This is a genomic window from Leifsonia sp. YAF41 (assembly GCF_052113185.1).
In the GTDB taxonomy this organism is placed as follows: Bacteria; Actinomycetota; Actinomycetes; order Actinomycetales; family Microbacteriaceae; genus Cryobacterium.
The window spans coordinates 20,769-45,946 of the sequence record NZ_JBFRCS010000020.1 but is presented as its reverse complement, the minus strand read 5'-3'; the positions used below and the strand labels follow the sequence as shown (position 1 = coordinate 45,946).

Sequence of the window (25,178 nt, the reverse complement as noted above, 5' to 3'; positions counted from 1 at the left end):
AGGAGAGCGTGCGCGTGCCGGTAGCTGATCTGCCCGGCACCGAGCGCGGCGAGGGTGTCCGGGAAGTCATGCACCAACGCCTGGCTTTCAGCGATCAACGTTTGCACGGTGCGGTCCGGCAACCGGAGCAGGGCGGCCAGTTCGCTGACCAGCACCCGGGAGACGAGGTCCCGCTGGTAGGCGTCCCCGCCGAAGCTGACATAGGCCGGGGCGACCAGGGCACTGGTGTTGACGGTCAGCTCGGAGAAGAGGCGGGCGGCGTCGATGCGGCGGGCCCGGTCGGCATCCGCCGCGGCGCGCGCCTGTTCGGAATCCAGCACCAAGTCGATCAGGGAGCCGAGGTGGTCGGCCATGGCCGCCGGGGACATCTGGGATGCATCCGGCGGAACCGGATCGGGCGGTTTCGCGTAGGGCGATTGGGAGAACTCGTCGTTGAGGTTCATACACTTAGTCAACCGGTGACCACTGACATTCGACGGCCGAAAAGACCCCGAACCGACGGGTGGTGAAAACATTCTCGGAATCTTTTTCCAGACCGGCGCGAAATACGTTCAGAGGTCGGCTCGCGAGATCTCGAGACACGTGCTCGCAAGCTCGCGCGCTCCTCGATCAACGAGGCGGGGCCGCACAACCCGAGTTTCGGAGGTCGGCTCGCGAGGTCTCGACAGGCTCGACCACCGAGGACGGCCGAGTTCAGAGGTCGGCTCGCGAAATCTCGAGACACGGCCGACTCCGTCGGGCGCTCCTCGATCACCGAAAGCAAACGCCGAAGTCCGGCTAGAACGGACCGAGCAAGTCCCGGTTGAGCATCGCCGCCGCGTGCGCCCCGCTCCCGGCCGCAACCATGAGTTGCTCCGGACCGGGAGGCGTCGAGTCCCCCGCCGCGTAGAGGCCCGGGATCGAGGTGCGACCATGCTCGTCCACGACGATGAGACCCTCGTCGTCGGTGTGCAGCTGGGTGATCAGCGGCTCGAGATAGTCGATCGTCGGCGTCCAGTGAGGTCGCACGAAACCCGCTTCGCGCGCCACAATCTCGCCGTCTTCGAGTTCGATCCCGGTCATGGCACCGCGCTCCCCCACGATGTCGACGATCCGGCGGCGGTCGACGCGGATGCCCCGCCCCAGAAGCCTCGCCTCGTCAGCGTCACTCACTTCGCCGATGCCGTTCGTGAAGACCATGAGATCGTTGGTCCACTGCGAGATCAGCACAGCCCTCTCCGCGAGGTCGTTCGATTCGCCGACCAGAGCGAGGGCAGCATCCGCCTTCTCGTACCCGTCGCAGTCGATGCAGCTGTGCAGGTTCGTTCCGTACCAGGCACGGATGCTCGGCAGCGCCGGCAGCGTCTCGGTGAGCCCGGTGGCGATCACGACGGTGCGCGCCGTGACATCAAGGTTCGGCGCGCCGCGCAAGCCGCGCGTCGTGATTCGGAATCGTGGCTGACCGTTGGACAGATCAACGGAATCCCAGGCTCCGACGGCAGCCGCCGAACCTTGACCCGCTTCACCTTCACGGTCCACATCGAGCAACGTCACCGACCGCACCAGCCCCGAATGAAACTCCGCAGCCGGGTAGGCCTCGAATTCCTCCCGACCGAGTCGTCGCAGCTCCAGCGGCGACGCCCCATCACGAGTGATGAAACCGTGCGAATGCAGCGTCGCCGCATTGCGCGGCCGATTGCTGTCAATCAGAAGCGTGCGTCGGCGGGCTCGCACCAGGCTGAGCCCGGCGGCGAGCCCCGCCGGGCCCGCGCCGACAATAACGACGTCGTACTGTGCGGTCATGCCTACAGCGTGGCCGACAGACGCGCGAGGCGAGCGAGCGATTCGGACTTGCCGAGGATCTCCATCGATTCGAACAAGGGCGGTGACACACGACGCCCCGAAATTGCGACACGCAACGGTCCGAAGGCGACGCGCGGCTTCAAGGCCAGCGTCTCGATCAGCGTCGCAGTCAGCACGGTGTGCACGCGCTCGGTGGTCCATTCCGTTTCGGGAATATCTCCGAGGGCAGCTGTCGATGCTGCGAGGATCTCGGCGGCGTTCTGCGGGAGCGAGCCGAGGGCATCCGTCTCGTGCACCAGCGCGTCGGAGGTCGTGAACAGGAAGCCCAGCATGGCAGGTGCCTCGCCGAGCAGCGCAATGCGCTCCTGCACGAGCGGGGCGGCGGCAGCCAAGATGGCCTGCTGGGCGTCGGTGAGCGGCTCGCTGAGCACACCGGCCGCCACGAGGTACGGCACGGTGCGCGCGGCGAAGTCGGAGACTTCGAGCAGACGGATGTGGTCACCGTTGATTGACTCGGCCTTCTTCACATCGAAGCGGGCCGGGTTCGGGTTGACGTCTTCCACGTCGAACGCGGCGATCATCTCGTCGATCGAGAACACGTCGCGGTCGTGCGTGAGCGACCAGCCAAGCAGAGCCAGGTAGTTGACCAGGCCCTCGGGAATGAAGCCGCGGTCACGGTGGTGGAACAGGTTCGAGGCGGGGTCACGCTTCGAGAGCTTCTTGTTTCCGTCGCCCATCACGTAGGGCAGGTGACCGAAACGCGGCACGAAGGTCGTCAGTCCGATGTCGATCAGCGCGTGGTACAGCGCGATCTGGCGCGGGGTCGACGAGAGCAGGTCCTCGCCACGCAGCACGTGCGTGACGCCCATCAGAGCGTCGTCGACTGGGTTCACGAACGGGTAGAGCGGATGTCCGTTCGGACGCACGACGACGAAGTCGCTGAACGAGCCAGCCGGGAACGTGATCTCGCCACGAACCAGATCGTCGAAGGAGAGGTCGTCGTCGGGCACGCGCAGACGGAGCGCCGGCGAACGGCCCTCGGCACGGAAGGCAGCCTTCTGCTCGTCGGAGAGGTCGCGCTCGAAGTTGTCGTAACCCATCTTCGGGTCGCGGCCGAGCGAGACGTTGCGCGCCTCGATCTCCTCACCGGTTGCGAAGCTCTCGTAGATGTGGCCGGACTCGACGAGCTGTGCGATGACGTCGCGGTAGATGTCGTATCGCTCGGACTGGCGATACGGGCCGTGCGGGCCGCCGGCGTCGACGCCTTCGTCCCAATCGAGCTTGAGCCAACGCAGACCGTCGATGATCTGGCCGAAGCTTTCCTCGCTGTCGCGCGCGGCATCCGTGTCTTCAATGCGGAAGATCAGCTTGCCGCCGGTGTGCCGGGCGTACGCCCAGTTGAAGAGGGCCGTGCGGATCAGACCGACGTGCGGCGTTCCGGTGGGCGACGGGCAGAAGCGAACGCGCACATCGGCGCCGGTCGCAGCGGAAAATGGGTGTGCAGTTGTCTCAGACATCACTGACAATTCTAGACGAGTGGGCACGACGGTCGTGCGGCGTGCTCTCTCTAGGAGAAGGTCGGGGCCATCTCGAGCACGAGCATCATGGCGTCGAACATCTTCACGATCGCAACCACGATCTCCACAACGAAGACTGCGATCATCGCCCAGATCGGTGCGAATCCACGGCCGGCCTGCTTTTTGACAACCACCGAACGGCCGATGATGTAGACGATGCTGGAGAGAAACGTCCACGCCCAGTGAAATGGACGTGCATAGCCGAGGGCGACGAGCCGCCGGTGGTCGAACAAGGCACAGACCACGGTCCCGGCATACAACACCCAGCTGACGAACTGAAGGGCGATGTAGCCTCCGTCGAGAACCAGCTCTCCCGAAATCGAGGCCAGCATGTAGGCCTTGGTGTCCCAGGCCAGAAGCACGGGAAGCGTGGTGAGCGGCAGCAGAGTGATCAGCCAGATCCATGGCCCGTAGACAGGAGTCGTGGCGTCGACGGCCGGGCGGGCTACAGCACCGTAAACGTTCGATGCCGGATCCTGGACATGCTCAGTCCACCGGGTGCCGTCCCACCAACGTTGGCGAGTCGATCCATCTGGTTCGGCATACCAACCCGGTGCAGCAGTCATTGTTCCCCCTCTGAGAGACGTTCGGCGTCGCGCCCGTCACGATCACACTATCGGTCTCTTCGGACCCGTCGTCGCAGCACCCAGACGCGGCATGTTCAGCCGGCCGAACCACATCCGGTCAGCGCAACGAGCTGAGCCAGCGCTGCCGCGAGAGCCGGCATCCGCTCGCCTCCAACCGCCGTGACCGCATGCACCGTGCGGTGTTCGCGAGCTCCCGTCGACCGGATTTCGACTCCGGCCAGCGCCGACGCCGACCCGAACGCCGACCCGAGCGCCATCCGCGGCAGCATCGCGACGCCGATCCCGGCCGAAACCAGCCCGAGCACCGCAGCAACGTTGTCCGTCTCATACGAGATGCGCGGCACGAAACCGCTCTGATCGCAGAGTTGCAGCAGATGACCGCGGCAGCGTGGGCAGCCGCCGATCCAGTTCTCGTCGGCGAGTCCGGCCAGATCGACCTGCTCGGCCACAGCCGCCGGATGCCCGGTCGGCAGCACGAGAAGCATCTCGTCTGTGCAGAGCGCAACGTGACGGAGCCCCTGTGCGCTGCCCGGATGCGGGTCGTCACGATCCCCGGGATAGCTGAACGTGATCGCCAGGTCGACGCGGTCGTCGCGCACCGCGGCAACCGCCTCCGGCGGTTCCGCCTCCAGATACGTGAATCCGATCTCCGGGTGGCCGGCCGCCATACGGGCCAACAATTGGGGAACGAGGGTCGCCGACGCCGACGGGAACGCCGCGATCCGCACCCGGCCCGCACGCAATCCCTGCAGCTCGGCCAGCTCCCCCGCCGCAGCGTCGAGCGCCGTCGTCACCGCCACGGCATGGCGTGCAAGAACCCGGCCTGCCTCGGTCAGTCGCACCCCGCGGCCGACACGTTCGACGACCGGCATCCCCAGACGCTGCTCGAGACGTTTCAGCACCTGGCTGATCGCCGGCTGGCTGTATTCCAGTGCCGTCGCGGCTGCGGTGATCGAGCCGAGCTCAGACACCGCACGCATCGCGCGCAAGGAGTGGGCGTCCAGATCGAGTCCGGTCAGGGGAAGTGCAGCGGACGCCGGCGCCAGGGGCGCTGAAACAGGCGCAGCCGAAGCCGGGGTCTGGAGCATAGTCAGGGGTGCAGTCGGGAGCACGGTCATCCCCACAGGATAACCGTTGCTTATGCTTTGCATCGCAATGCTGCGGTTGTCGAATGAATCCACCCGGAACATGCTTGAAGCATGTCCTCCAGCACCACCGCCATCCCCGCACTGACCTTGGCCGAAGCCCAGTCCCGTTTCAGCGCCGGGCACGGGTACCTCGCCGCCTGCACCCTCGGCCTCCCGAGTCGCGACACCGTTGCGGCGATGACCGCCGACGCAACCGATTGGGCGCACGCCCGCGTGAGTGCCGCCGGCTACGGCGACATCGTCGAAGAGGTGCGCGGCAGTTTTGCCGAACTGGTCAGTATCGACCGCGACCGCGTCGCGATCGGCTCCCAGGTCTCAGTAATGGCCGGAATGGTCGCCGCCTCGGTACCCGACGGAGCCGAAGTGCTCTGCGTCGACGGCGACTTCAGCTCGATGGTCTTCCCCTTCCTCGCCCACGCACACCGCGGAGTCACCGTGCGGCACGCCCCGCTCGCCGATCTCGCCGGGAGCATCGGCCCGGCCACCTGGCTCGTCGCGTTCTCGCTCGTGCAGTCGGCGACGGGCGCCATCGCCGATGCCACCGCCATCACCGCCGCAGCGCGAGCGCACGGCGCCCGCACGTTCTGCGACACCACCCAGGCGACCGGCTGGCTGCCGGTGGATGCCTCCCAGTTCGACGCGACCACCTGCCACGCCTACAAGTGGCTGTGTTCGCCGCGCGGCGTCGCCTTTCTCACCGTCTCCCCCGAGTTTCAAACCGAACTGCGCCCCAACCAGGTCGGCTGGTATGCCGGACGCGACCCCTGGGCATCCTGCTACGGCCCCGAGATGAACCTGGCCGACGATGCCCGCCAATTCGACGTCTCCCCCGCTTGGCAGGCCTGGGTCGGTGCCCGCCCGGCGATCGACCTCTTTCGCCGACTCGACATCGCAGAAGTTCGCGATCACTCGGTCGGACTCGGCGACGCACTCTGCGACGGCCTCGGCATCGCTCGCACCGGTCAAGCGATCGTCACCTGGCCGGATGCCGACGGCGGCGATGTCGCCCGGCTCGCCGCGGCGGGAATCACCGCGTCGGCGCGCGCCGGTCGGGCACGAGTCGCCTTCCACCTCTGGAACAGTGCCGACGATGTCGCCGATGTCCTGACGGCGCTCGGACGCTGACCGCTGATCGAGCGCACGGCTGATCGAGCCGCTCCGGTGATCGAGCCTGTCGAGATCCCATGACCGTGTCTCGAGACTGGCTCACGAGGTCTCGACAAGCTCGACCAGCGAGAGACGTCAAGCTCGACCAACGAGTCGCGCTACGGACGAACGACGGTGTTGCGCAAGGTGCCGATGCCACTGATTGAGACCTCAACGGTGTCGCCGTTGACGAGCGGACCGACTCCGGCCGGGGTGCCGGTCAGGATGATGTCGCCGGGCAGCAGCGTCCACACACTCGACGCATACTCGACGATCTTCGCGACGTCGTGAACCATGTCGGTGAGCGCACCTGACTGGCGGATGTCTCCGTTGACGCGGGTCTCGAGAGTTGCGTCGTCGAGGTCGAACTCGGTCTCGATCACCGGACCGATCGGGCAGAAGGTGTCAAAGCCCTTCGCCCGGGCCCACTGGCCGTCGGACTTCTGCAGGTCACGCGCCGTCACATCGTTGGCGACGGTGTAGCCGAAAACGTAGGCGTCCGCGTTCGCCGCGCTCACGTTCTTGGCGATCTTGCCGATGACGATGGCCAGTTCACCCTCGTGCTCGACCTGGTTCGACTGCGGCGGCAGCACGATCGCGTCATCGGGGCCGACGACCGAGGTGTTCGGCTTGAGGAACAGCAGAGGGTCGGCCGGGGCGTCGCCGCCCATCTCCGCCGCGTGATCGTGGTAGTTCTTGCCAACCGCAACGACCTTCGAGCGCGGAATCACCGGAGCCAGAAGCTTGGCACCCGACAAGGCGACGCGCTCCCCGGTCGGCTCGAAGCCCGCGAACATCGGGTCGCCCTTCAACACGACAAGAGCGTCATCGTCGATGATTCCGAAGGCGATGCCGCCCAGGTGCGAGAAGCGTGCGATCTTCATGTGAATCCAGTCAGTGAGGGGTGGAGCAAAAAGCGAAGTAGTGCAGGGGTGATGATGCGAGCGGCGACCGGGCCGCCGCTCGCAGTGCACCCTACGCGTCGAGGCGGGTGAGCCAGCCGTGACGGTCGGGGCGACGGCCGTGCTGAATGTCGGTGAGCTCCTCGCGGAGCGCCATCGTGATCTCACCGGCGGCCGCGTCGGCGTCACCGATGGTGAAGTCAGCAGCCTTGAGCTGCGAGATCGGCGTGACGACTGCGGCGGTGCCGCAGGCGAAGACCTCGGTGATCGATCCGGATGCGACGCCATCGCGCCATTCCTCGATCGACACGTCGCGCTCTTCAACGGTCATGCCGCGGTCCTCGGCAAGCTGGATGATGCTCGCTCGGGTGACGCCTTCGAGGATCGTTCCGGTCAGGCGCGGGGTGACCAGGCGGTCGGTGCCATGCACGAAGAAGATGTTCATGCCGCCGAGCTCATCGATGTGAGTGCCGGTTTCGCCGTCGAGGAACAGCACCTGGGCGCATCCGTTTTCGGCCGCTTCCATCTGCGGCAGCAGCGAGGCGGCGTAGTTTCCGCCGCACTTGGCCGCACCGGTACCACCGCGACCGGCGCGGGAGTACTCGGTTGACAGCCAGATCTTCACCGGTGAGACACCGTTGGCGAAGTAGGCGCCGGCCGGGCTGGCGATGACGTAGTAGGCAACGGTCTGTGCCGCACGCACACCGAGGAAGTTCTCATTGGCGATCATGAACGGGCGCAGGTACAGGCTCGACTCGGAACCCGACGGAACCCACTGGCCGTCAACGGCAACGAGCTGCTTGACCGATTCGATGAAGTCGGCGACCGAGAGTTCCGGCAGTGCGAGACGACGCGCTGAACGCTGCAGACGCTCGGCGTTCTTCTCGGGGCGGAACGTCCAGATCGAACCATCGGCATGACGGTAGGCCTTCAGCCCTTCGAAGATCTCCTGGGCGTAGTGCAGCACCGCCGAGGCCGGGTCAATCTGCAGCGGGCCGTAGGGCGTGACACGAGCGTCGTGCCATCCCTCACCGATGCTCCAGTCGATGGTGACCATGTGGTCGGAGAAATGCTTGCCGAACCCGGGGTCGGCCAGCACCGCATCACGTTCCGCGTCAGCGCGAGCCGTCGTTGACGGCGTCAGCGCGAAGCTGAGGGGAAACGTGGTGGTGGGTGCTGTAGCGGAGTCTGTCTGGCTCATGGGAGTCCCTTTGCTCTTTCCGAATCTCTATCGTCTGTTCATCAGCGTCGTCTGCGGGTCAGCTGCTCGTGCGGCTAGGTGCTGAGCCTGGTCACGATTGCATCGCCGATCGCCGCCGTGCTGCGGGGCACCCCAGCGGCAGCGCCCTCGGAGCGAGCTGCGATGTCGGCCGTGACGGCGTCTCTCACGCGGGAAGCCGCTTCAGTCAGACCGAGGTGATCGAGAAGCAGCGACACGGAGAGGATGGCCGCCGTCGGGTCGGCCAGCTGCATGCCCGCAATGTCGGGAGCCGAACCGTGTACCGGCTCGAACATGCTGGGGAAGCGACCGTCCGGGTTGATATTCCCGGAGGCCGCAAGTCCGATGCCTCCGCTGATCGCGGCAGCCAGATCGGTCAGGATGTCGCCAAAGAGGTTGTCGGTGACGATGACGTCAAATCTACTCGGATTTGTGACGAGAAAAATCGTCGCCGCGTCGACGTGCAGGTAGTCGACGGCAATGTCGGGGTATTCGGCGGCAACCGCGTTCACGGTGCGCTGCCAGAGGCTGCCCGAGAAGACGAGCACGTTCGTCTTGTGCACGAGGGTGAGCTTCTTGCGCGAACGAGCACGAGCTGCCTCGAAGGCATAGCGCACGACGCGCTCGACGCCGAACGCCGTGTTCACCGACACTTCATTGGCCACCTCATGCGGGGTGCCTTGACGGATGGCGCCGCCGTTTCCGACATACGGACCCTCGGTTCCCTCACGCACGACAAGGAAGTCGACGTCGCCGGGTGCGGCGAGGGGGCTCGCCACACCGGGGAACAGCACGCTCGGGCGCAAGTTCACGTAGTGGTCGAGCGAGAAGCGCAGCTTGAGCAGCAGGCCACGTTCGATGTTGGCGTTGGCCAGACGCGGGTCTCCGGGAACGCCGCCGACGGCACCCAACAGGATCGCATCGTGCGAGGCGATTGCCGCTAGGTCGTCGTCCGTGAGCACATCGCCCGTTTCGAGGAACCGTGCCGCGCCGAGCGAGAAGTGAGTCTTCTCGAAAACCACGTCTTCTCCGTGCACGACAGCGTCGAGCACCTTGACGGCTTCGGAGACGACCTCCGGGCCGATCCCGTCACCGGGAATGAGAGCGAGTGTGATTCGGCGAGACATAGGGCTCCGTGGGTTGTGATGATTTCGGTAGCTAAACCCTACTGCGAGCTGCAGCCCTATCGCGCCTTCCGCAGTGTGGTCACCGCCACGACAGCGGCTGAGAGCACGAGTGCCGCACCGATCCAGGCCGTCGGGCCGATGCCACTGGCAAAGGCGTGCTGTGCCGATTCGAGCAGGGCCTCAGCGGGTCCGGCGGGCAGCTGTTCGGCCACCGCTACGGCACCGCCCAGCGTCTCGTGAGCCGCGTGCTGCTGTTCGGGGGTCAGTCCCTCCGGGATCACGACCGTGTTGCGGTAGGCCGCGGTCATGATCGTGCCCAGAATCGCCGTTCCGAGCACGGCACCGAGCTCGTAGGCGGTCTCGCTGACGGCGGATGCCGCACCCATCTTCTCGGCAGGAGCGTTCGCGATCACGAGTTCGTTCGACACGGTCTCGGCGGCGCCGATTCCGATGCCGAACGCCACGAAGACGATGGCAATTCCGAGCGCAGTGATCCCGTCGCCGAGAAGCGCGACCGACACATACCCCGAGGCAGTAATCAGCAAACCGATGGGGATCAGAACCGACGGGCGCACGCGGCGCGCAATCGGCACGACGACAAGTCCCGCGATGATCATCACGAGCAGACCCGGCACGAGCACGAGCCCGGCCACGAGTGGCGACAGCCCCAACACGAGCTGCAAGTACTGCGAGATGAAGAAGAGCCCGCCGACGAGCGCAACGACGCTCAGCAGGTTCACGCCGATGGCGCCACTGAAGGCACCCTTCTGAAAGAGACGCAGATCAAGCATCGGGTGGCTGAGGCGCTTCTGGCGACGCACGAACAGGTAGCCGGCCACGAGTCCGATCAGCACCGACACAACGGGAACTGTTTCGAACCCGCGCTCGGCGAAGGTCTTGATCCCGAACACGATCGGAGCCATCGCGGCAAGCGACAGCAGGATGCTGATGACGTCGATGCGGCCCGGATCCGGGTCTTTCGATTCCGGCACCAGGATCGGCGCAAAAATGAACAGCGGCACCAGGAACGGCACGGCAAGCAAGAAGACCGAGCCCCAGGAGTAGTGCTCGAGCAAGAATCCGCCGATGACCGGTCCGAACGCGCTACCCGCCGCGAATCCGCTCGCCCAGACGGCGATCGCCAGGCGGCGCTGGTCACGGTTGGTGAAAACGGAGCGCAGCAGCGACATCGTCGACGGCATTAGCATGGCGCCGAAGAAACCGAGGGCGGCACGCGCAGCGATGAGCATCTCAATGCTTGTCGCGAACGAGGCCAGAACCGAGACGACGCCGAATCCGGCCGAACCGATCAGAAGGAGCTTGCGGCGTCCGACCCGGTCACCGAGGCTACCCATCGAGACGAGAAGCGCGGCGAGCACGAGCRGGTAGATGTCGATCATCCACAGCAACTCGGTGCCGCTCGGCGTGAGGTCTTCCGAGATCGACGGCAGCGCAAGGTTCAGCACGGTGTTGTCGATGGAGATCAGCAGCACCGGAAGCATCAGAACGGCAAGCGCCCACCATCCACGGCGACCGGCGCGCGGGCCGTCGATTTCGACCGGGACGGACTTCGTAGTGGGGTGTGAGCCGGTGTGGGAGGACACGGAAAGCTGCTTTCTTGTTCGAGTGGACAGAGCCACTATACCGTCCAGCCGGTACAGTAGTAAACATGCCTCCACAATCTTCTCGCTACGATGGCCAGATGGCCAGCATCACCCCCACGCGCGATCGACTCCTCGATGCTTTTGAGGAGCTCCTGATCGAGCACGGAGAGCGTGCGGCAACCCTTGAGGGCGTTGCCGCAGCCGCCGGTGTCTCCAAGGGAGGATTGCTCTACCACTTCGGATCGAAGGCGGCGCTGATCGACGGCCTGCTCGCTCGACTCAGCGACCTGGTCGCCGAAGACATTGCAGACATCCGTTCGGCGTCGGCCGGTGCCGTCGACTTCCTGATCCGCACCTCAGCCAGCGCCGGCACGCCGTTCGACCGCACTTTCGTCGCGGTCACCCGGCTCGCTCAGGGGTCGCACCAGCAGGCCAAAGACATGCTGGCCGGTTTTCGTCGCGACTGGGTCGCGGTCATCGAGGAGGCCGTTGGCGACCGCGACGTCGCCCAGATGATCGCGCTGATCAGCGACGGTCTCTTCTACGAGTCGACGGTCTCCGATGCGAAAGACAGCACGGTCGACTACCTCTCACCCGCCGGGCTCGACGGCCTGCTCGCGGTGATTGCGCGCGTCATCCCGAAGCGCGACTGAGTCAGCGCGTCGGGCATACACAAAGGAGGGCGAGCCATCACGGCCCGCCCTCCCTTCGCGATCTGAAACCTAGTCGGTCAGGTCAATCTCAACCATCAGGTCTGYAGCGATCGCATCGCGCACGGATGCGAGCAGGCCGGCCGGCACCGGGGAGTCGACGGTCAGCACGCTGAGCGCCTTTCCACCAGCGACGTGGCGCGCGATCTGCATGCCGGCGATGTTGATCTCTGCGTCGCCGAAGACGCTGCCGTAGACGGCGACGATGCCCGGGCGATCGGTGTAGAGCATCACGATGAGGTTCTTCGCAAAGGGAACCTCCACCTCATAGCCGTTGATCTCGACGATCTTCTCGATCTGCTTGGTGCCGGTCAGCGTGCCGGAGACCGACACCTGCGAGCCATCAGCGAGGGCGCCGCGCAGGGTGATCACGTTGCGGTATTCCGGGGAATCCGCATCGGTGATCTGCCGCACCGCGATACCGCGCTGCTCAGCCAGGAGCGGCGCATTGACGTAGGAGACGGTCTCGCTGACCACGTTGGTGAAGATGCCCTTGAGCGCAGCCAGCCGGTACACGCTCACGTCGTAGGCGGCCAGTTCGCCGTGAACCTCGATGTCGACACTGGTGAGCGGGCTGTGCGAAGCGAGCCCGGAGAAGACCTGGCCGAGCTTCTCGACCAGCGGGATGCCGGGGCGCACGTACGGGTCGATGACGCCGCCGGCCACGTTCACCGCGTCGGGAACGAGCTCGCCGGAGAGCGCGAGGCGCACCGACTTGGCCACCGAGACGCCCGCCTTCTCCTGAGCTTCATCGGTGGAGGCACCGAGGTGCGGGGTGACGATGATGTTGTCGAGGCCGAGCAGCGGCGAGCCGGTGGGCGGCTCGCTCACGAAGACGTCGAGGCCGGCGCCGCCGATGGTGCGGGCGACGAGCGCGTCGTGCAGCGCATCCTCGTCGATGAGTCCACCGCGGGCGACGTTCACGACAAACGCGGTCGGCTTCATCTTGGCGAGCTGCTCGGCACCGATCATTCCGGTGGTCTCCGGGGTCTTCGGCATGTGGATGGTGATGAAGTCAGACTGCTCGAGCAGTTCGTCGAGGCTCACCGGGGTCACGCCGAGCTGCTGCGCACGCGCGGAGGTGATGTAGGGGTCGTAGGCGATCACGTTCACGCCGAACGCCTGCAGGCGTGCGGTGATGAGGGCGCCGATGCGACCGAGGCCGACGATGCCGACGGTCTTTTCGTACAGCTCGATACCGGTGTACTTCGAGCGCTTCCACTGACCCTCGGCCAGTGCGCCGTGGGCGGCGGGGATGTGGCGGGCCAGGCTGAGAATGTGACCAACGGTCAGTTCGGCCGCGGAGATGATGTTCGACGTCGGGGCGTTGACGACCATGACGCCGGCAGCGGTAGCCGCCTTGATGTCGACGTTGTCGAGGCCGACACCGGCACGCGCGATGACCTTCAGCAGCGGTGCTGCGGCGATGGCTTCGGCATCCATTTTGGTGGCGGAACGCACCAAGACGGCGGATGCGGCGGGCAACGCGGCGAGAAGTGCACTGCGGTCGGCTCCGTCGACGTTGCGCACGTCGAAATCGGGGCCGAGAGCATCGACTGTGGCGGGCGAAAGTTCTTCAGCGATCAGTACAACTGGTTTCGACACGGCTTCGTTTGACACGACAATAGATCCTTCGATTGCGTACGGGAGCTTGCGCCGCGACCATGGGGCGCCAGATATGGAAATACTCTATCGGCTGCCGAATGCTCGAATGAGCACGGTGACGTCCTGTGACCGGCAATCTGTCCGGGGTGTGCGCCCCGCCGCACTGTTCGTCTTGCCTCGACGATCAGGCGTCTCAGACGATCAGGCGCCTCAGACGATCAGACGCCCGAGGCCGAACATCACGATGATGTCGATGGAGAGCACCGCGACGAGGCACAGCCCGGCGAAGAAGATCACTGCCTGGGCACCCGCACTTCGACGGCGCCCGATCACGAGGGCAATGCCGAACACGAGAAGCGGCATCAGCACCGCGAAGATCAGCACCGTCCAGCCAAAACCGCTGAGCTGCGTGTCGAGGCTCTGGGCGGTCAGATTGAGCCCGACGAGGTTGCCGATCGCCTCCCAGACGTCGTAGACGTAGAAGAGCCCGAATGGCACGGCGAGGGCAATAGTGATCCAGAGCGGAGCGCGAGTTCTTGACTCGGCCTGAACGATGTCGTGGTCGCCGGTGTGTGACGCGGTATCGCTCATCAGACTGTCCCTACGCCGAAAATGAAGGGAAGCGGTGCGAGCAGCACAACCCCGATGAGCAGCCAGAGCATCCGAAGCCGTGGGCGGTCGTTGGTCAGCCAGTACACGGCACCGAACCAGACGAGTGGGGCGATGACGGCCAGCCAGGCACCGAGCGAGAACATGAATTGACCGACCGGGTCGACGATCGGGTTTCCGACGCGAGACGTTCCAATGAACCAGCCGACGGTGTACAGCATGTAAATGCCGCCGAGCACTCCCATCCCGACCAGGGCGACCGAACTCGGCGGTGGAGCGTCGTCCGCGGCACCGAGGTGCTGCGTCGCAATGTGGGTGGTCCCGGCGTCGGCATCCGCTGCCGTCGTGCTGCCGGCCCCCGCGGGGGTTCCCACAGCGGTCCAGCCTTCCGGCAATTCATCGACAGCCGCTGCCGACGTCATCGACTCGTCAGGGGCCGGGCCAGCGTGACCGTCCGCGTCACTGGCGACGAGGGTCGGATCGTCGTCGCCGGCCCAGCTCAGTGCGTCGTTGTCCTGCTTCGCGCTCATTTCTCCAGAGTACTGCGCACCGCGTTGACTGCGGCACGGGCAAGTTCTTCGTCGGTCACGTCGAAGTCAGCAGCTCCCCCGCCGGGGCCGCTCGGCGCGAGCGACAGGGCGGCCTTCTTGGCGGAGAGGTGGATGGCATCGATTCCCGTTGCGAGCAATGCCGGGATGCTCTCCAGGGTGACACCACCGCCGGCCATGATCTGGAGTCGTCCGTCGGCAAGCTGCGCCATCTGGCGCAGCATGTCCCCACCGTCCAAGCTGCGCGGCGCTCCCCCGGAGGTCAGCACCCGCGCGACGCCGAGGTCGATCAGCTGGTCGAGAATCTGCAGCTGCCGAGTGCCGATGTCGATCGCGCGGTGAAAGGTGACGGTCAGGCCTTCGGCGGCCGCGATGAACTCGCGGGTCGCAGCCGTGTCGACGGTTCCGTCAGCGTTCAATGCCCCCACAACGATGCCGCCGACACCCGCCGCTGACGCCGCACGGATGTCCCGCACCGTCGTCGCGACTTCGCTCGCCGAGTAGACGAATCCGCCGGCGCGCGGGCGCACCAACACGTTCACATAATTCGGGTGGCCGGCCGCTGACGCCGCCTCGACGGCCATCTCGATCGTTCCGATCGACGGGGTGAGGCCGCCGAGCCCCAGGGCGCTGCAGAGTTCAACACGATCGGCGCCGGCCCGCAGTGCGATGCCGAGGCCATCGACATCCTGAACTGCGATTTCAATGGCTGGTGCAGATGACGGCATTGTTCTCCTTGAGGTTCGGGTGGGGTTCACCCCGTGTGATTACGCTATCTCGATTGCGAGCCGGTCAGTCTCCGCGGCGCACCACGATCGCGTCCAGGGACGGGGTCCCCGTCGTGTCGAACGGAAAAACGCCGGGCACGAGGTGATGGTGGCCGAGACGCAGCAGGTCTTGGTCGACGCCTCCGGGCGTGAGGGCGAGTTTCCAGCCGGCAGCCAGGTCGTAGAGCTCCGGTTCGAGGTAGCCGATCTTCACCACGACGATGTCCGCGGCGTGCGGATCGAGGCCCAACATTGTGAAGTCCGCAATGTGGTGGAACGGCTTGCGCTTCGCAGTGATGATCGCTTGCACGCCGCCGGCCACGATGACGACCTGGGTACCCGCATCCGGGTCGCCCTCTGTGATCGAGAAGACCGTGCCGGAGAGTGCGACGGGGCCGGAGGGACCCGGGTCGACCCGGCCACCGACCAACAGGTCGACGTGCGCGCCGACGCCGGCCGCGACAGCCTGTTCAACTGCAGCCTCGTCGAAGATCGAGGCGTGGATGACGCTGATGCTGCCGTCGTGAAACTCGGGGCGGGCCAGCAGCCGGCCAAGCGTCCAGGAGACGTCGCCGGCGCCCCCGGCGGTCGGGTTGTCACCGGAGTCTGAGATGAGGAACGGGCGCGCGTCGGGCGCGGCCAGGGCGGCAGCGATCGACTCGTCGAGCGGAAGAGCATCGGCGACGAACTCGAAGGCGTCGCGGGCATCCCAGTAAAGTCGGCCCAGCCGGGAGGCCTCGGCTTGGATCAAGGCGCGGTCGTAGCCGGTGACGACGACTGCAGCTTGACAGCGCGGTTCGTCGGCCCAGGCGTAGCCGACCCACAGTGCGGCGTCGAGCACACCGTCGAGGGCTTCGATTTTCGGAACCTCGGCGTAGAGGCTCGCCGCGGGCTCGATCCGGGTGCTCGTCTTTTCGCCGGGAAGCAAGACCGGCACCTGCAGCCAGGCTGTGAATGGCCGGCGAGCCTGGGGGTCGTTTCCGACCGAGGACCGCAGCTGACCGAGCAGGTTGAAGACGGCACGCTCTTTGGTGTTCCACTCGTCTTCGTGCGGGGCCATCCGGTACGCGGTGATCAGATCGACTTCGTCGAGCAACTCACGCGACACGTTGCCGTGCAAGTCCATCGCCGTCGACACGAGCACGTCGGAGCCGAGAGCTTCGCGCACAGCGTGGGCGAGGTCGGCTTCGACGTCGGTCATGCCGACCACGCTCATGGCGCCGTGGATGTCCAGATAGAAACCGTCGAATGGGGCGTTGGCCCGGATGCCGTCGAGAATCTCCTGCTTCATCCACGCGTAGGTCTCGGCGGCAACAGCACCACCAGGAATCGAACGGCTCTGCATCAGCGGCACCCAATCGGCGGCGGAGCGCAGCTCGCTTCCCGGCGTCAAAAACGGGTAGTAGCTCATCAGTGTCTCGCCGCGGCGAACGGTGAACGCCTCATCACCGCTGATGTGCGGAGAGAAGGTGCTCGACTCGATCGCGATTCCGGCGATGCCGATCCGGGGGCGCGTCAGGCCACCGTCCTCGACGGGATCAAGTGGACCAGACCACACTTCTGACGCCTCGACTGTCATGGTCCGGCTCTCCCCTGGCTGTTCGTTCGCATCGGTATTCATCGCATCTATTCTTTCGTGTTTGAGATTGTGGTCGTGCGCGTTGCGCGATTCAGCTGCCGGTCGTGCGCTACCGTGGGTTCAACGTGAGCGATCCTCGAAGCGGAGGAGACCGCCGACCGAGTCGAGTGAGCATCTGACAACACGACGTCGGCTCGAAGGAGCTGTCAATGAAGATTGTTGTTCTCGTCAAGCAAGTCCCTGACACGTGGGGTGAGCGACGGCTCGACCCCGCGACCGGCCGGCTCGATCGTGCGGCCAGTGAGACGGTCATCGACGAGATCGATGAGCGCGCCCTGGCCGTTGCGCTGCTTCATCAGGAGACGACCGGCTCCGAGGTGGTTGCGCTGACGGTCGGACCGGATTCGGCCACCGCGACGCTGCGCAAGGCGCTCGCGCTCGGTGCCGATTCAGCGATCCACGTTCAGGCCGATCTCCTGATCGGCGCGGATGTCGTACAAACGGCACGGGCGATCGCCGCGGCTCTGACCACATCTGGTTTCGATCTCGTCATCGCCGGAAATGAGTCGACCGACGGCCGAGGCGGCGTCGTGCCGGCGATGGTTGCCGAACTTCTCGGAATCCCCCATCTCACCTTTCTCGATTCCGTTACTGTTGGCGTCGACCGCGTCAGCGGCGAACGCAACACCGGGCAGAGTGTGGTCAGCGTGACGTCCCCGCTCCCCGCCGTCGCCTCGGTGACCGAGCGGGCCGCCGAACCCGGCTTCCCGACATTTCGCGGAATCATGAAAGCCAAGAAGAAAAAAATTGACACCCTGACCGCGGCCGACGTGGGTCTCACCGAGGCCGGCRGCGGTGCGACCGGTGCACAGGCCTCGACCCGCGTGCTGACGGTCGCTGAGCGAGCGACGAAAGCGGCCGGAGTCACGATCGTCGACGACGGCACGGCCGGCGACCAGCTCGCCACCTTTCTGTTTGACGGCAAGCTGATTGATCGGACGTAGCCCATGCCCACTGTGTTGGTTCTGATTGATCTCACCCCGAGCGGTGAGGTCGCCTCCACTGCCGCCGGGCTTCTCGCCGCCGCAGCGCTGCTGGGGACTCCCGTTGCCGTCGTGGCCGTCGCTCCCTCAGGAACCGCGGGGGCAGACTCCGGGGCGGACCCCGAGTCTGCCCTTGTCGCCGCGCTCGGCCGCATGGGCGCAGAAACCGTGCACCTCGTCGAAACCGACCTGTCACGTCTGGTGGCGCCGCAGGTCGAGGCGCTGCTCTCCGGCGTCGCCGAGTACTCCCCCGTCGCTGTTCTCACCTCACACTCCGTCGACAGCCGAGAGGCGGCGGCCCGGCTTGCGATTCGAGTGGGTTCCGGCATCGCCGTCGACGCCGTCGGGGTGCGCTGGGAAGACGACCAAATCGTCGTTGAACACTCGGTTTTCGGCGGCGCCTATTCCGTCGATTCGGTGGTCTCCGCCGGCCCCCCGGTCATCACCGTGCGCGTCGGCGCATTCGACGGATCCCTCACCCCCTCGAACCCGGAGATCACCCGCGCGACGGCGACGGTCACTGTACCGGCGGCATCCGTCACCGCTGTCGCGCCGCTGCCGTCGACGCCGGGCCGCCCCGAACTCGCCGGAGCGTCAATCGTCGTCTCCGGTGGTCGCGGCCTCGGCTCACAGCAGAACTTCGTGCTTGTCGAACAGCTCGCCGATGCGCTGGGCGCCGCCGTCGGCGCCTCACGGGCCGCCGTCGACGCCGGCTATGTGCCGGCGTCGAGCCAGGTCGGGCAGACCGGCACGACCGTGTCGCCGCAGCTGTACATCGCCCTCGGAATCTCGGGAGCCATCCAGCACCGGGCCGGAATGCAGACGGCCAAGACGATCGTCGCCATCAACACAGACTCGAGCGCCCCGATTTTCGAGATCGCCGACTTCGGCGTCGTCGGCGATATCAACGTCATCGTGCCGCGACTGATCGCTGCGATTCAGCAGCGGGCGCGCGAGTGATGGCTGCTGCGGTGGACCGACAACGCTGGACCAGGCTCCGCTGGCAGATTCCCGCTGCCCTCGCCCTGATGGCGCTGATCATTCTTGCTGCGAAGGGGCTGCGCACCCTTCCCGCGGTGGAGGACTTCATGACGCGCTATCCCGGGGAGACGCCGCTCCCGGCCGGCACACCCGTCGGATTTCCCGCCTGGCTCGGCTGGCAGCATTTTCTGAACGCCCTCTTTCTCGTGCTGATCGTTCGCTCAGGCTGGTTGGTGCGCACGAATCGACGGCCGGAAGGATTCTGGGCCCCACGCCGCCGCCGGCCGGGGGCCCCGCCCAAGAAACTGCGACTCTACCTGTGGCTGCACCTCGTGGTCGACGCGCTCTGGCTGCTAAACGGCCTCGTCTTCGTCGTGCTCATCCTGGTCACCGGCCAGTGGGCGCGCATCGTTCCGACGAGCTGGGATGTCTTCCCGAACGCGGTCTCGGTCGCTCTGCAGTACGCGTCGCTGGACTGGCCGACAGAGAACGGCTGGATCAACTACAACAGCCTGCAATTGCTCGCCTACTTCACCGTCGTGTTTGTCGCCGCTCCCCTGGCCATTCTGACCGGCATCCGGATGTCGCTGTTTTGGCCCCAAGAGTCCGCCACCCTCAACAGGCTGTACCCGATTCAACTCGCCCGTGCCGTGCATTTTCCGGTGATGCTGTTCTTCGTCGCGTTCGTGGTCGTACACGTGACGCTGGTACTGGCCACCGGGGCACTGCGCAACCTCAACCATATGTACGCGGCCCAGGATGGCGACGGCTGGGTCGGTGCGATCATCTTCGCGCTCTCGGCGGTGCTGATGGTCGCAGCGTGGGCTGCGGTGCGGCCCCTCGTCATCCGTGCGATCGCCGCCCCGTTCGGAACGGTCACGCGCTAAGCGCCACCCTGGCGTGGGGAATCCCCGTGGGCGTGCGCCATCCCCCACGCCCAGCGGGATTCCCCACGCCCAGCATTCGTGAGTCGACTCGGGCAACGCGCGAAAATGCCCGTCCCGACAAGGTCGGGACGGGCATTTTCATGACTCAGAGTTAGCGAGCAGCTTCGCCGTCAACGTAGTCGTCGTCGTTCGAGGCGTTCCAGGCGAACAGCTTGCGCAGCTCGCGGCCGGTGGCCTCGATCGGGTGCTCTTCGCCCTTCTTGCGGAGTGCCAGGAACTCGGGAGCTCCGGCGTCCTGGTCCTTGATGAAGCGGTCAGCGAATGCACCGTTCTGGATGTCGGCGAGAACGGCCTTCATGTTCTCCTTGACGCTCGGGTCGATGACGCGCGGGCCGGAGACGTAGTCGCCGTACTCAGCGGTGTCGGAGACGCTCCAACGCTGCTTGGCGATGCCACCCTCCCACATCAGGTCAACGATGAGCTTGAGCTCGTGCAGAACCTCGAAGTACGCAACCTGCGGCTGGTAGCCGGCCTCGGTCAGAACCTCGAAGCCGTACTGGATGAGCTRCGAAGCGCCACCACAGAGAACAGCCTGCTCACCGAACAGGTCGGTCTCGGTCTCTTCGGTGAACGTGGTCTTGATGCCGCCGGCACGCAGGCCACCGATCGCCTTGGCGTAGCTGAGGGTGAGAGGCCAAGCGTTGCCAGTCGCGTCCTTCTCGACAGCGACGATGACGGGAACGCCACGGCCTGCTTCGTACTCGCGACGCACGGTGTGACCCGGGCCCTTCGGAGCAACCATGACCACGTCGACGCCCTCGGGCGCTTCGATGTAGCCGAAACGGATGTTGAAGCCGTGTCCGAAGACGAGGGCCTTGCCGTCGGCCAGGTTCGGCTTGACGTCGTCGGCGTAGAGGTGACGCTGCACCTGGTCGGGTGCGAGGATGACGATGACGTCAGCCCAGGCGGATGCCTCGGCGGCGGAGAGCACGGTGAAGCCGGCTTCCTCAGCCTTGACGATCGACTTCGAGCCGGCCTTCAGACCGATGACGACCTCGACACCCGAGTCGCGCAGGTTCTGCGCGTGGGCGTGTCCCTGCGAGCCGTAGCCGATGACGGCAACCTTCTTGCCCTGGATGATCGACAGGTCAGCGTCTTTGTCGTAGTAAATCTCAGACACGAGTAGTTCTCCTTGTTTATCGTTGGTCGTATCTCGACGGGCTCGATAACCGGTCGAGACCCGGATCTCGACAAGCTCGATCTCCGGGGGTTTGTTTTAGTTTTTGAAAACGCGTTCGGTGATCGACTTGGAGCCGCGACCGATGGCGAGCAGGCCCGACTGCGCCATCTCCTTGATTCCGTAGGGCTCAAGCACGCGAAGCAGCGCCTGGGTCTTTCCGGTGTCGCCGGTGACCTCGATGACAACGGCATCCGTTGCCACGTCGACGACCCGCGCGCGGAACAGGGTGACGGCTTCGAGCACCTGGGAACGCGTCGAGTTGTCCACGCGCACCTTGATCAAGAGGTGTTCGCGCTGCACCGACTGTGCCGGGTCGAGCTCGACGATCTTGATCACGTTGATCAGCTTGTTCAGCTGCTTGGTGACCTGCTCGAGCGGCTGGTCTTCGACGTCAACCACAATCGTGATCCGGGACAAACCCTCGATCTCGCTGTGACCGACGGCCAGGCTTTCAATGTTGAAGCCACGGCGGGCGAACAGGCCGGCGACACGAGTCAGCAGACCGGGTTTGTCCTCAACGAGGAGGCTCAGAACGTGGGTGCTCATGGTTACTCCTCTTCCCAGGTGGGTGCGTGGTCTTTGGCGTACTGGACTTGGCTGTTGCTGACGCCCTGCGGCACCATCGGCCAGACCATCGCATCGCGGCTGACCACGAAGTCGATGACGACCGGGCGGTCGTTCGTCGCCAGGGCCAGCTTGATCGCGTCGTCGACCTGGTCGGCACGGGTGACCCGGATGCCGAGGGCACCGTACGCGTCAGCCATCTTCACAAAGTCGGGAACCATCGCCGTGTCGTGCCCGGTGTTCAGATCGGTGAACGAGTGACGTCCGTCATAGAACAGCGTCTGCCACTGGCGCACCATTCCGAGTGACGAGTTGTTGATGATCGCCACCTTGATCGGGATGTCGTTGATGGTGCAGGTGGCGAGTTCCTGATTCGTCATCTGGAAGCATCCGTCGCCGTCGATCGACCAGACCACGCGGTCAGGCTCAGCCACCTTGGCGCCCATGGCTGCGGGAACGGAGTAGCCCATGGTTCCGGCGCCACCGGAGTTGAGCCAGGAGTTCGGGCGCTCGTACTTGATGAACTGGGCAGCCCACATCTGGTGCTGGCCGACGCCGGCAGCGTAGACGCCCTCCGGTCCGGTCAGCTCACCGATGCGCTTGATCACGTACTGCGGCGCGAGCAGGCCGTCGGCCGGCTCCGAATAGCCGAGCGGGAACTTCTCCCTGAGGTTGTTCAGGTAGGTCCACCAGTCGGCGTAGTCGGTGGCGGCGTCACCCTTCGCCTGTGCGAATGCAACGGTGAGGTCAGCGATGACGTCCTTGGCATCGCCAACGATGGGCACGTCAGCCATGCGGATCTTCGAGATCTCCGCAGGATCAACATCGACGTGAACGATTGTCGCGTTCGGTGCGAACTCCGACGCCTTGCCGGTGACGCGGTCGTCGAACCGCGCGCCGAGCGAGATGATCAGATCGCTTTCCTGCAGCGCGAGCACGGCCGGAACCGTGCCGTGCATGCCCGGCATGCCGAGGTGCTGCGTGTGCGAGTCGGGGAATGCGCCGCGCGCCATCAGCGTGGTGACGACGGGAACCCCCGTCGCCTCGGCCAGCTCGAGCAGCTCGGCCGATGCGCCGGCACGGATGACGCCGCCACCGACATACAGCACGGGCTTCTTGGCGTCGAGGAGCAGCTGAGCCGCAGCCTGCACCTGCTTGCCGTGCGCCTTGGTGATGGGGCGGTAGCCGGGCAGGTCGAGCTTCGGCGGCCAAATGAACGGCGCCATGTTCTGCTGCGCGTCCTTCGTGATGTCGACGAGCACGGGGCCCGGGCGACCGGTCGAGGCGATGTGGTACGCGGATGCGACGGCGGCCGGGATGTCCTCGGCACGACGCACCAGGAAGGAGTGCTTGGTGATCGGCATGGTGATGCCGACGATGTCCGCTTCCTGGAAGGCGTCGGTTCCCATCAGCGTCGAGAACACCTGACCGGTGATCGCGAGCAGCGGAACCGAGTCCATGTAGGCATCCGCGATGGCGGTGACCAGGTTGGTGGCACCAGGGCCGGACGTGGCGATGGCCACACCGACGCGTCCGCTGGCCGAGGCGTAGCCTTCTGCAGCGTGACCGGCGCCCTGCTCGTGGCGAACCAGGATGTGACGGATCGCATCCTGGGCCATGAGCGCGTCGTAGAACGGGATGACGGCGCCGCCGGGGATGCCGAAGACGTCAGTGACGCCGAGCTTCGACAGGCTGCGCAGAATCGCGTCGGAACCGGAGATGATCTCTGGTTCCGTCGCGCCGACAGTCGGCGGGTGCGGGGTGGATGGGGATGGCACGGGCGAAGATTCCGTGGTCATGAGGGGTGATGTCCCAACTTCGGTGACGGATGGTGGGTGCGAATTACCCGGTGATTGCGCCTTCGGCAGCTGAGTGAACAAGCTTGGCGTACTTGGCGAGAACACCGCGGGTGTAACGCGGGGGAAGTGGAGCCCAGCCTTCTCGGCGGGTGGCCAGCTCGGAAGGGTCGACAAGTAGGTCGAGCGTGCGAGCTGCGATATCGACCCGTATGAGATCACCATCGCGCACGAATGCGATTGGACCTGCGTCCACCGCTTCGGGTGCTATGTGGCCGATGCACAGTCCGGTTRTGCCGCCTGAGAATCGACCGTCAGTCAATAGTAGTACATCGCTGCCGAGGCCTGCGCCCTTGATGGCCGCGGTGATGGCCAGCATCTCGCGCATGCCGGGGCCGCCCTTGGGGCCTTCGTAGCGGATGACGACGACGTCGCCCTTCTGAATCTTGCCTTCGGTCAGAGCATCCATCGCTCCGCGCTCGCGTTCGAACACGCGCGCCGGCCCCTCGAAAATGGAGGCGTCGAAGCCGGCCGTCTTCACGACGGCGCCCTCGGGAGCGAAGGTGCCCTTGAGGATCGTCAGGCCGCCGGTGGCGTGGATCGGGTTGTCGAGGGTGCGGATGACCTCGCCGTCGAGCTCCGGCGGGTTGATCTCGGCGAGGTTCTCGGCCACGGTCTTGCCGGTGACGGTGAGCGCGTCGCCGTGGATGAGACCGGCCTCGAGCAGCGCGGCCATGACGGCCGGGACTCCGCCGTGACGGTCGACGTCGTTCATCACGTACTTGCCGAACGGCTTGAGGTCACCGATGTGCGGAACCGTGTCGCCGATGCGGTTGAAGTCGTCGAGGGTCAGGTCGACCTCGGCCTCACGGGCAATGGCGAGCAGGTGCAGCACGACGTTGGTCGAACCGCCGAACGCCATGGCCACGGCGATGGCGTTCTCGAACGCCTTCTTGGTCAGGATGTCGCGGGCGGTGATGCCGAGACGCAGCATGTTCACGACGGCCTCACCCGAGCGGTGCGCGTAGTAGTCACGGCGACGGTCGGCGGAGGCCGGCGAGGCCGAGCCCGGCAGGCTCATGCCGAGAGCCTCGGCGACGCTCGCCATGGTGTTGGCGGTGTACATGCCGCCACAGGCGCCTTCGCCAGGGGCAAACGCACATTCGATGCGCTTGGCGTCTTCAACGCTCATCCGGCCGGCCTTCACGGCGCCGACTGCTTCGAAGGAGTCGATGATGGTGATGTCTTTTTCGGTGCCGTCGGAGAGCTTCACCCAGCCGGGTGCGATCGATCCGGCGTAGAGGAAAACGCTGGCCAGGTCGAGGCGAGCGGCAGCCATCAGCATGCCGGGCAGCGACTTGTCGCAGCCCGCGAGCAGCACGGACCCGTCGAGGCGCTCGGCCATCATCACGGTCTCAACGGAGTCGGCGATGACTTCGCGGGAGACGAGCGAGAAGTGCATGCCTTCGTGGCCCATGGAGATGCCGTCGGAGACGGAGATCGTGCCGAACTGCAGCGGGTAACCGCCGCCGGAGTGCACGCCTTCCTTTGACGCCTGCGCGAGGCGGTCGAGCGACAGGTTGCACGGAGTGATCTCGTTCCACGAGCTCGCAATACCGATCTGGGGCTTCTCCCAGTCAGCATCTCCCATACCGACAGCGCGGAGCATTCCGCGTGACGTAGTGGCTTCGATTCCGTCGGTGACGACGCGGCTTCTCGGTTTCAGATCGAACTCAGGCATGCAAAGAGTCTAGAAC

The 25,178-nt window shown here is 65.6% G+C and carries 22 protein-coding genes and 1 pseudogene; 5 read left to right on the top strand and 18 right to left on the bottom strand.

Translation table 11 applies throughout. The features are described 5' to 3' along the window. The 5 genes and pseudogenes from AB4Y63_RS18925 to AB4Y63_RS18905 all read right to left on the bottom strand — a co-directional run. Positions 1 to 443, bottom strand: a pseudogene (locus AB4Y63_RS18925) (hypothetical protein); the annotation flags it as partial. A gap of 334 nt (positions 444 to 777) precedes the next feature. After that, the gene (locus tag AB4Y63_RS18920) at positions 778 to 1,782 is read right to left on the bottom strand and encodes an NAD(P)/FAD-dependent oxidoreductase (RefSeq protein ID WP_441792613.1); all 1,005 of its coding nucleotides are present in this window, start codon (positions 1,780 to 1,782) and stop codon (positions 778 to 780) included. Positions 1,783 to 1,784: 2 nt separating this feature from the next. Further along, positions 1,785 to 3,299: a glutamate--tRNA ligase gene (gltX, locus tag AB4Y63_RS18915; protein WP_441792612.1), complete on the bottom strand. Its 1,515-nt coding sequence runs from the start codon at positions 3,297 to 3,299 to the stop codon at positions 1,785 to 1,787. A gap of 50 nt (positions 3,300 to 3,349) precedes the next feature. Continuing rightward, positions 3,350 to 3,925, bottom strand: coding sequence for a DUF2510 domain-containing protein (locus AB4Y63_RS18910; protein ID WP_441792611.1), 576 nt, complete (start codon positions 3,923 to 3,925; stop codon positions 3,350 to 3,352). A 95-nt stretch (positions 3,926 to 4,020) separates the two neighbouring features. Next, on the bottom strand, positions 4,021 to 4,926 hold the full coding sequence (locus AB4Y63_RS18905; protein ID WP_441792617.1) for a LysR family transcriptional regulator: 906 nt from the start codon (positions 4,924 to 4,926) through the stop codon (positions 4,021 to 4,023). 219 nt (positions 4,927 to 5,145) lie between these two features. Between AB4Y63_RS18905 and AB4Y63_RS18900 the strand changes: the two genes are divergently transcribed. Beyond that, complete coding sequence (locus tag AB4Y63_RS18900) at positions 5,146 to 6,219, top strand: aminotransferase class V-fold PLP-dependent enzyme (protein ID WP_441792610.1); 1,074 nt, start codon at positions 5,146 to 5,148, stop codon at positions 6,217 to 6,219. Between the two features lie 140 nt (positions 6,220 to 6,359). On the opposite strand, the gene AB4Y63_RS18895 is transcribed toward AB4Y63_RS18900, so the two are convergent. The 4 genes from AB4Y63_RS18895 to AB4Y63_RS18880 all read right to left on the bottom strand — a co-directional run bounded on the left by AB4Y63_RS18895 (position 6,360) and on the right by AB4Y63_RS18880 (position 11,092). Next, a complete protein-coding gene (locus AB4Y63_RS18895) occupies positions 6,360 to 7,124 on the bottom strand; it encodes a fumarylacetoacetate hydrolase family protein (protein WP_441792609.1) in 765 nt (254 codons plus the stop codon). 91 nt (positions 7,125 to 7,215) lie between these two features. Then, positions 7,216 to 8,343 carry a branched-chain amino acid aminotransferase gene (locus tag AB4Y63_RS18890; protein WP_441792608.1) on the bottom strand — a complete coding sequence of 376 codons (1,128 nt, stop codon included), beginning with the start codon at positions 8,341 to 8,343 and terminating at the stop codon, positions 7,216 to 7,218. 74 nt (positions 8,344 to 8,417) lie between these two features. After that, a complete protein-coding gene (locus AB4Y63_RS18885) occupies positions 8,418 to 9,488 on the bottom strand; it encodes a 3-isopropylmalate dehydrogenase (RefSeq protein WP_441792607.1) in 1,071 nt (356 codons plus the stop codon). A gap of 56 nt (positions 9,489 to 9,544) precedes the next feature. After that, positions 9,545 to 11,092 carry an MFS transporter gene (locus AB4Y63_RS18880; RefSeq protein ID WP_441792606.1) on the bottom strand — a complete coding sequence of 516 codons (1,548 nt, stop codon included), beginning with the start codon at positions 11,090 to 11,092 and terminating at the stop codon, positions 9,545 to 9,547. A gap of 98 nt (positions 11,093 to 11,190) precedes the next feature. On the opposite strand from AB4Y63_RS18880, the gene AB4Y63_RS18875 reads away from it, so the two are divergent. Then, positions 11,191 to 11,745: a TetR/AcrR family transcriptional regulator gene (locus tag AB4Y63_RS18875; protein WP_441792605.1), complete on the top strand. Its 555-nt coding sequence runs from the start codon at positions 11,191 to 11,193 to the stop codon at positions 11,743 to 11,745. Between the two features lie 69 nt (positions 11,746 to 11,814). On the opposite strand, the gene serA is transcribed toward AB4Y63_RS18875, so the two are convergent. The 5 genes from serA to AB4Y63_RS18850 all read right to left on the bottom strand — a co-directional run bounded on the left by serA (position 11,815) and on the right by AB4Y63_RS18850 (position 16,952). Beyond that, complete coding sequence (serA, locus tag AB4Y63_RS18870; protein ID WP_441792616.1) at positions 11,815 to 13,407, bottom strand: phosphoglycerate dehydrogenase; 1,593 nt, start codon at positions 13,405 to 13,407, stop codon at positions 11,815 to 11,817. A gap of 210 nt (positions 13,408 to 13,617) precedes the next feature. Further along, on the bottom strand, positions 13,618 to 13,998 hold the full coding sequence (locus AB4Y63_RS18865) for a bacitracin resistance protein (RefSeq protein WP_441792604.1): 381 nt from the start codon (positions 13,996 to 13,998) through the stop codon (positions 13,618 to 13,620). Beyond that, positions 13,998 to 14,546 carry a DNA polymerase III subunit gamma/tau gene (locus AB4Y63_RS18860; RefSeq protein ID WP_441792603.1) on the bottom strand — a complete coding sequence of 183 codons (549 nt, stop codon included), beginning with the start codon at positions 14,544 to 14,546 and terminating at the stop codon, positions 13,998 to 14,000. Before AB4Y63_RS18860 ends, AB4Y63_RS18865 begins: the two co-directional genes overlap by 1 nt. Further along, positions 14,543 to 15,292, bottom strand: a complete 750-nt coding sequence (locus AB4Y63_RS18855) for a copper homeostasis protein CutC (protein WP_441792602.1) — start codon at positions 15,290 to 15,292, stop codon at positions 14,543 to 14,545. Before AB4Y63_RS18855 ends, AB4Y63_RS18860 begins: the two co-directional genes overlap by 4 nt. A gap of 64 nt (positions 15,293 to 15,356) precedes the next feature. After that, positions 15,357 to 16,952 carry a M81 family metallopeptidase gene (locus tag AB4Y63_RS18850; protein ID WP_441792601.1) on the bottom strand — a complete coding sequence of 532 codons (1,596 nt, stop codon included), beginning with the start codon at positions 16,950 to 16,952 and terminating at the stop codon, positions 15,357 to 15,359. A gap of 167 nt (positions 16,953 to 17,119) precedes the next feature. Between AB4Y63_RS18850 and AB4Y63_RS18845 the strand changes: the two genes are divergently transcribed. From AB4Y63_RS18845 to AB4Y63_RS18835, 3 genes are read left to right on the top strand one after another with little or no spacing between them, the layout of a single operon-like run. Next, positions 17,120 to 17,914, top strand: a complete 795-nt coding sequence (locus tag AB4Y63_RS18845; RefSeq protein ID WP_441792600.1) for an electron transfer flavoprotein subunit beta/FixA family protein — start codon at positions 17,120 to 17,122, stop codon at positions 17,912 to 17,914. 3 nt (positions 17,915 to 17,917) lie between these two features. Beyond that, positions 17,918 to 18,913 (top strand): electron transfer flavoprotein subunit alpha/FixB family protein, encoded by a 996-nt coding sequence (locus AB4Y63_RS18840; protein WP_441792599.1) that lies wholly within the window; start codon positions 17,918 to 17,920, stop codon positions 18,911 to 18,913. Continuing rightward, the gene (locus AB4Y63_RS18835) at positions 18,913 to 19,821 is read left to right on the top strand and encodes a cytochrome b/b6 domain-containing protein (RefSeq protein ID WP_441792598.1); all 909 of its coding nucleotides are present in this window, start codon (positions 18,913 to 18,915) and stop codon (positions 19,819 to 19,821) included. The genes AB4Y63_RS18840 and AB4Y63_RS18835 overlap by 1 nt, the downstream gene beginning before the upstream one ends. Before the next feature lie 151 nt (positions 19,822 to 19,972). Here the strand turns inward: AB4Y63_RS18835 and ilvC are convergent, their stop codons facing one another. From ilvC to ilvD, 4 genes are all read right to left on the bottom strand, one after another. After that, positions 19,973 to 21,001: a ketol-acid reductoisomerase gene (ilvC, locus tag AB4Y63_RS18830; RefSeq protein ID WP_441792597.1), complete on the bottom strand. Its 1,029-nt coding sequence runs from the start codon at positions 20,999 to 21,001 to the stop codon at positions 19,973 to 19,975. Between the two features lie 96 nt (positions 21,002 to 21,097). Beyond that, positions 21,098 to 21,607 carry an acetolactate synthase small subunit gene (ilvN, locus tag AB4Y63_RS18825; protein WP_441792596.1) on the bottom strand — a complete coding sequence of 170 codons (510 nt, stop codon included), beginning with the start codon at positions 21,605 to 21,607 and terminating at the stop codon, positions 21,098 to 21,100. A 2-nt stretch (positions 21,608 to 21,609) separates the two neighbouring features. Then, the gene (locus tag AB4Y63_RS18820) at positions 21,610 to 23,424 is read right to left on the bottom strand and encodes an acetolactate synthase large subunit (RefSeq protein ID WP_441792595.1); all 1,815 of its coding nucleotides are present in this window, start codon (positions 23,422 to 23,424) and stop codon (positions 21,610 to 21,612) included. Between the two features lie 43 nt (positions 23,425 to 23,467). After that, complete coding sequence (gene ilvD, locus AB4Y63_RS18815; protein ID WP_441792594.1) at positions 23,468 to 25,162, bottom strand: dihydroxy-acid dehydratase; 1,695 nt, start codon at positions 25,160 to 25,162, stop codon at positions 23,468 to 23,470. Positions 25,163 to 25,178 lie beyond the last annotated feature (16 nt).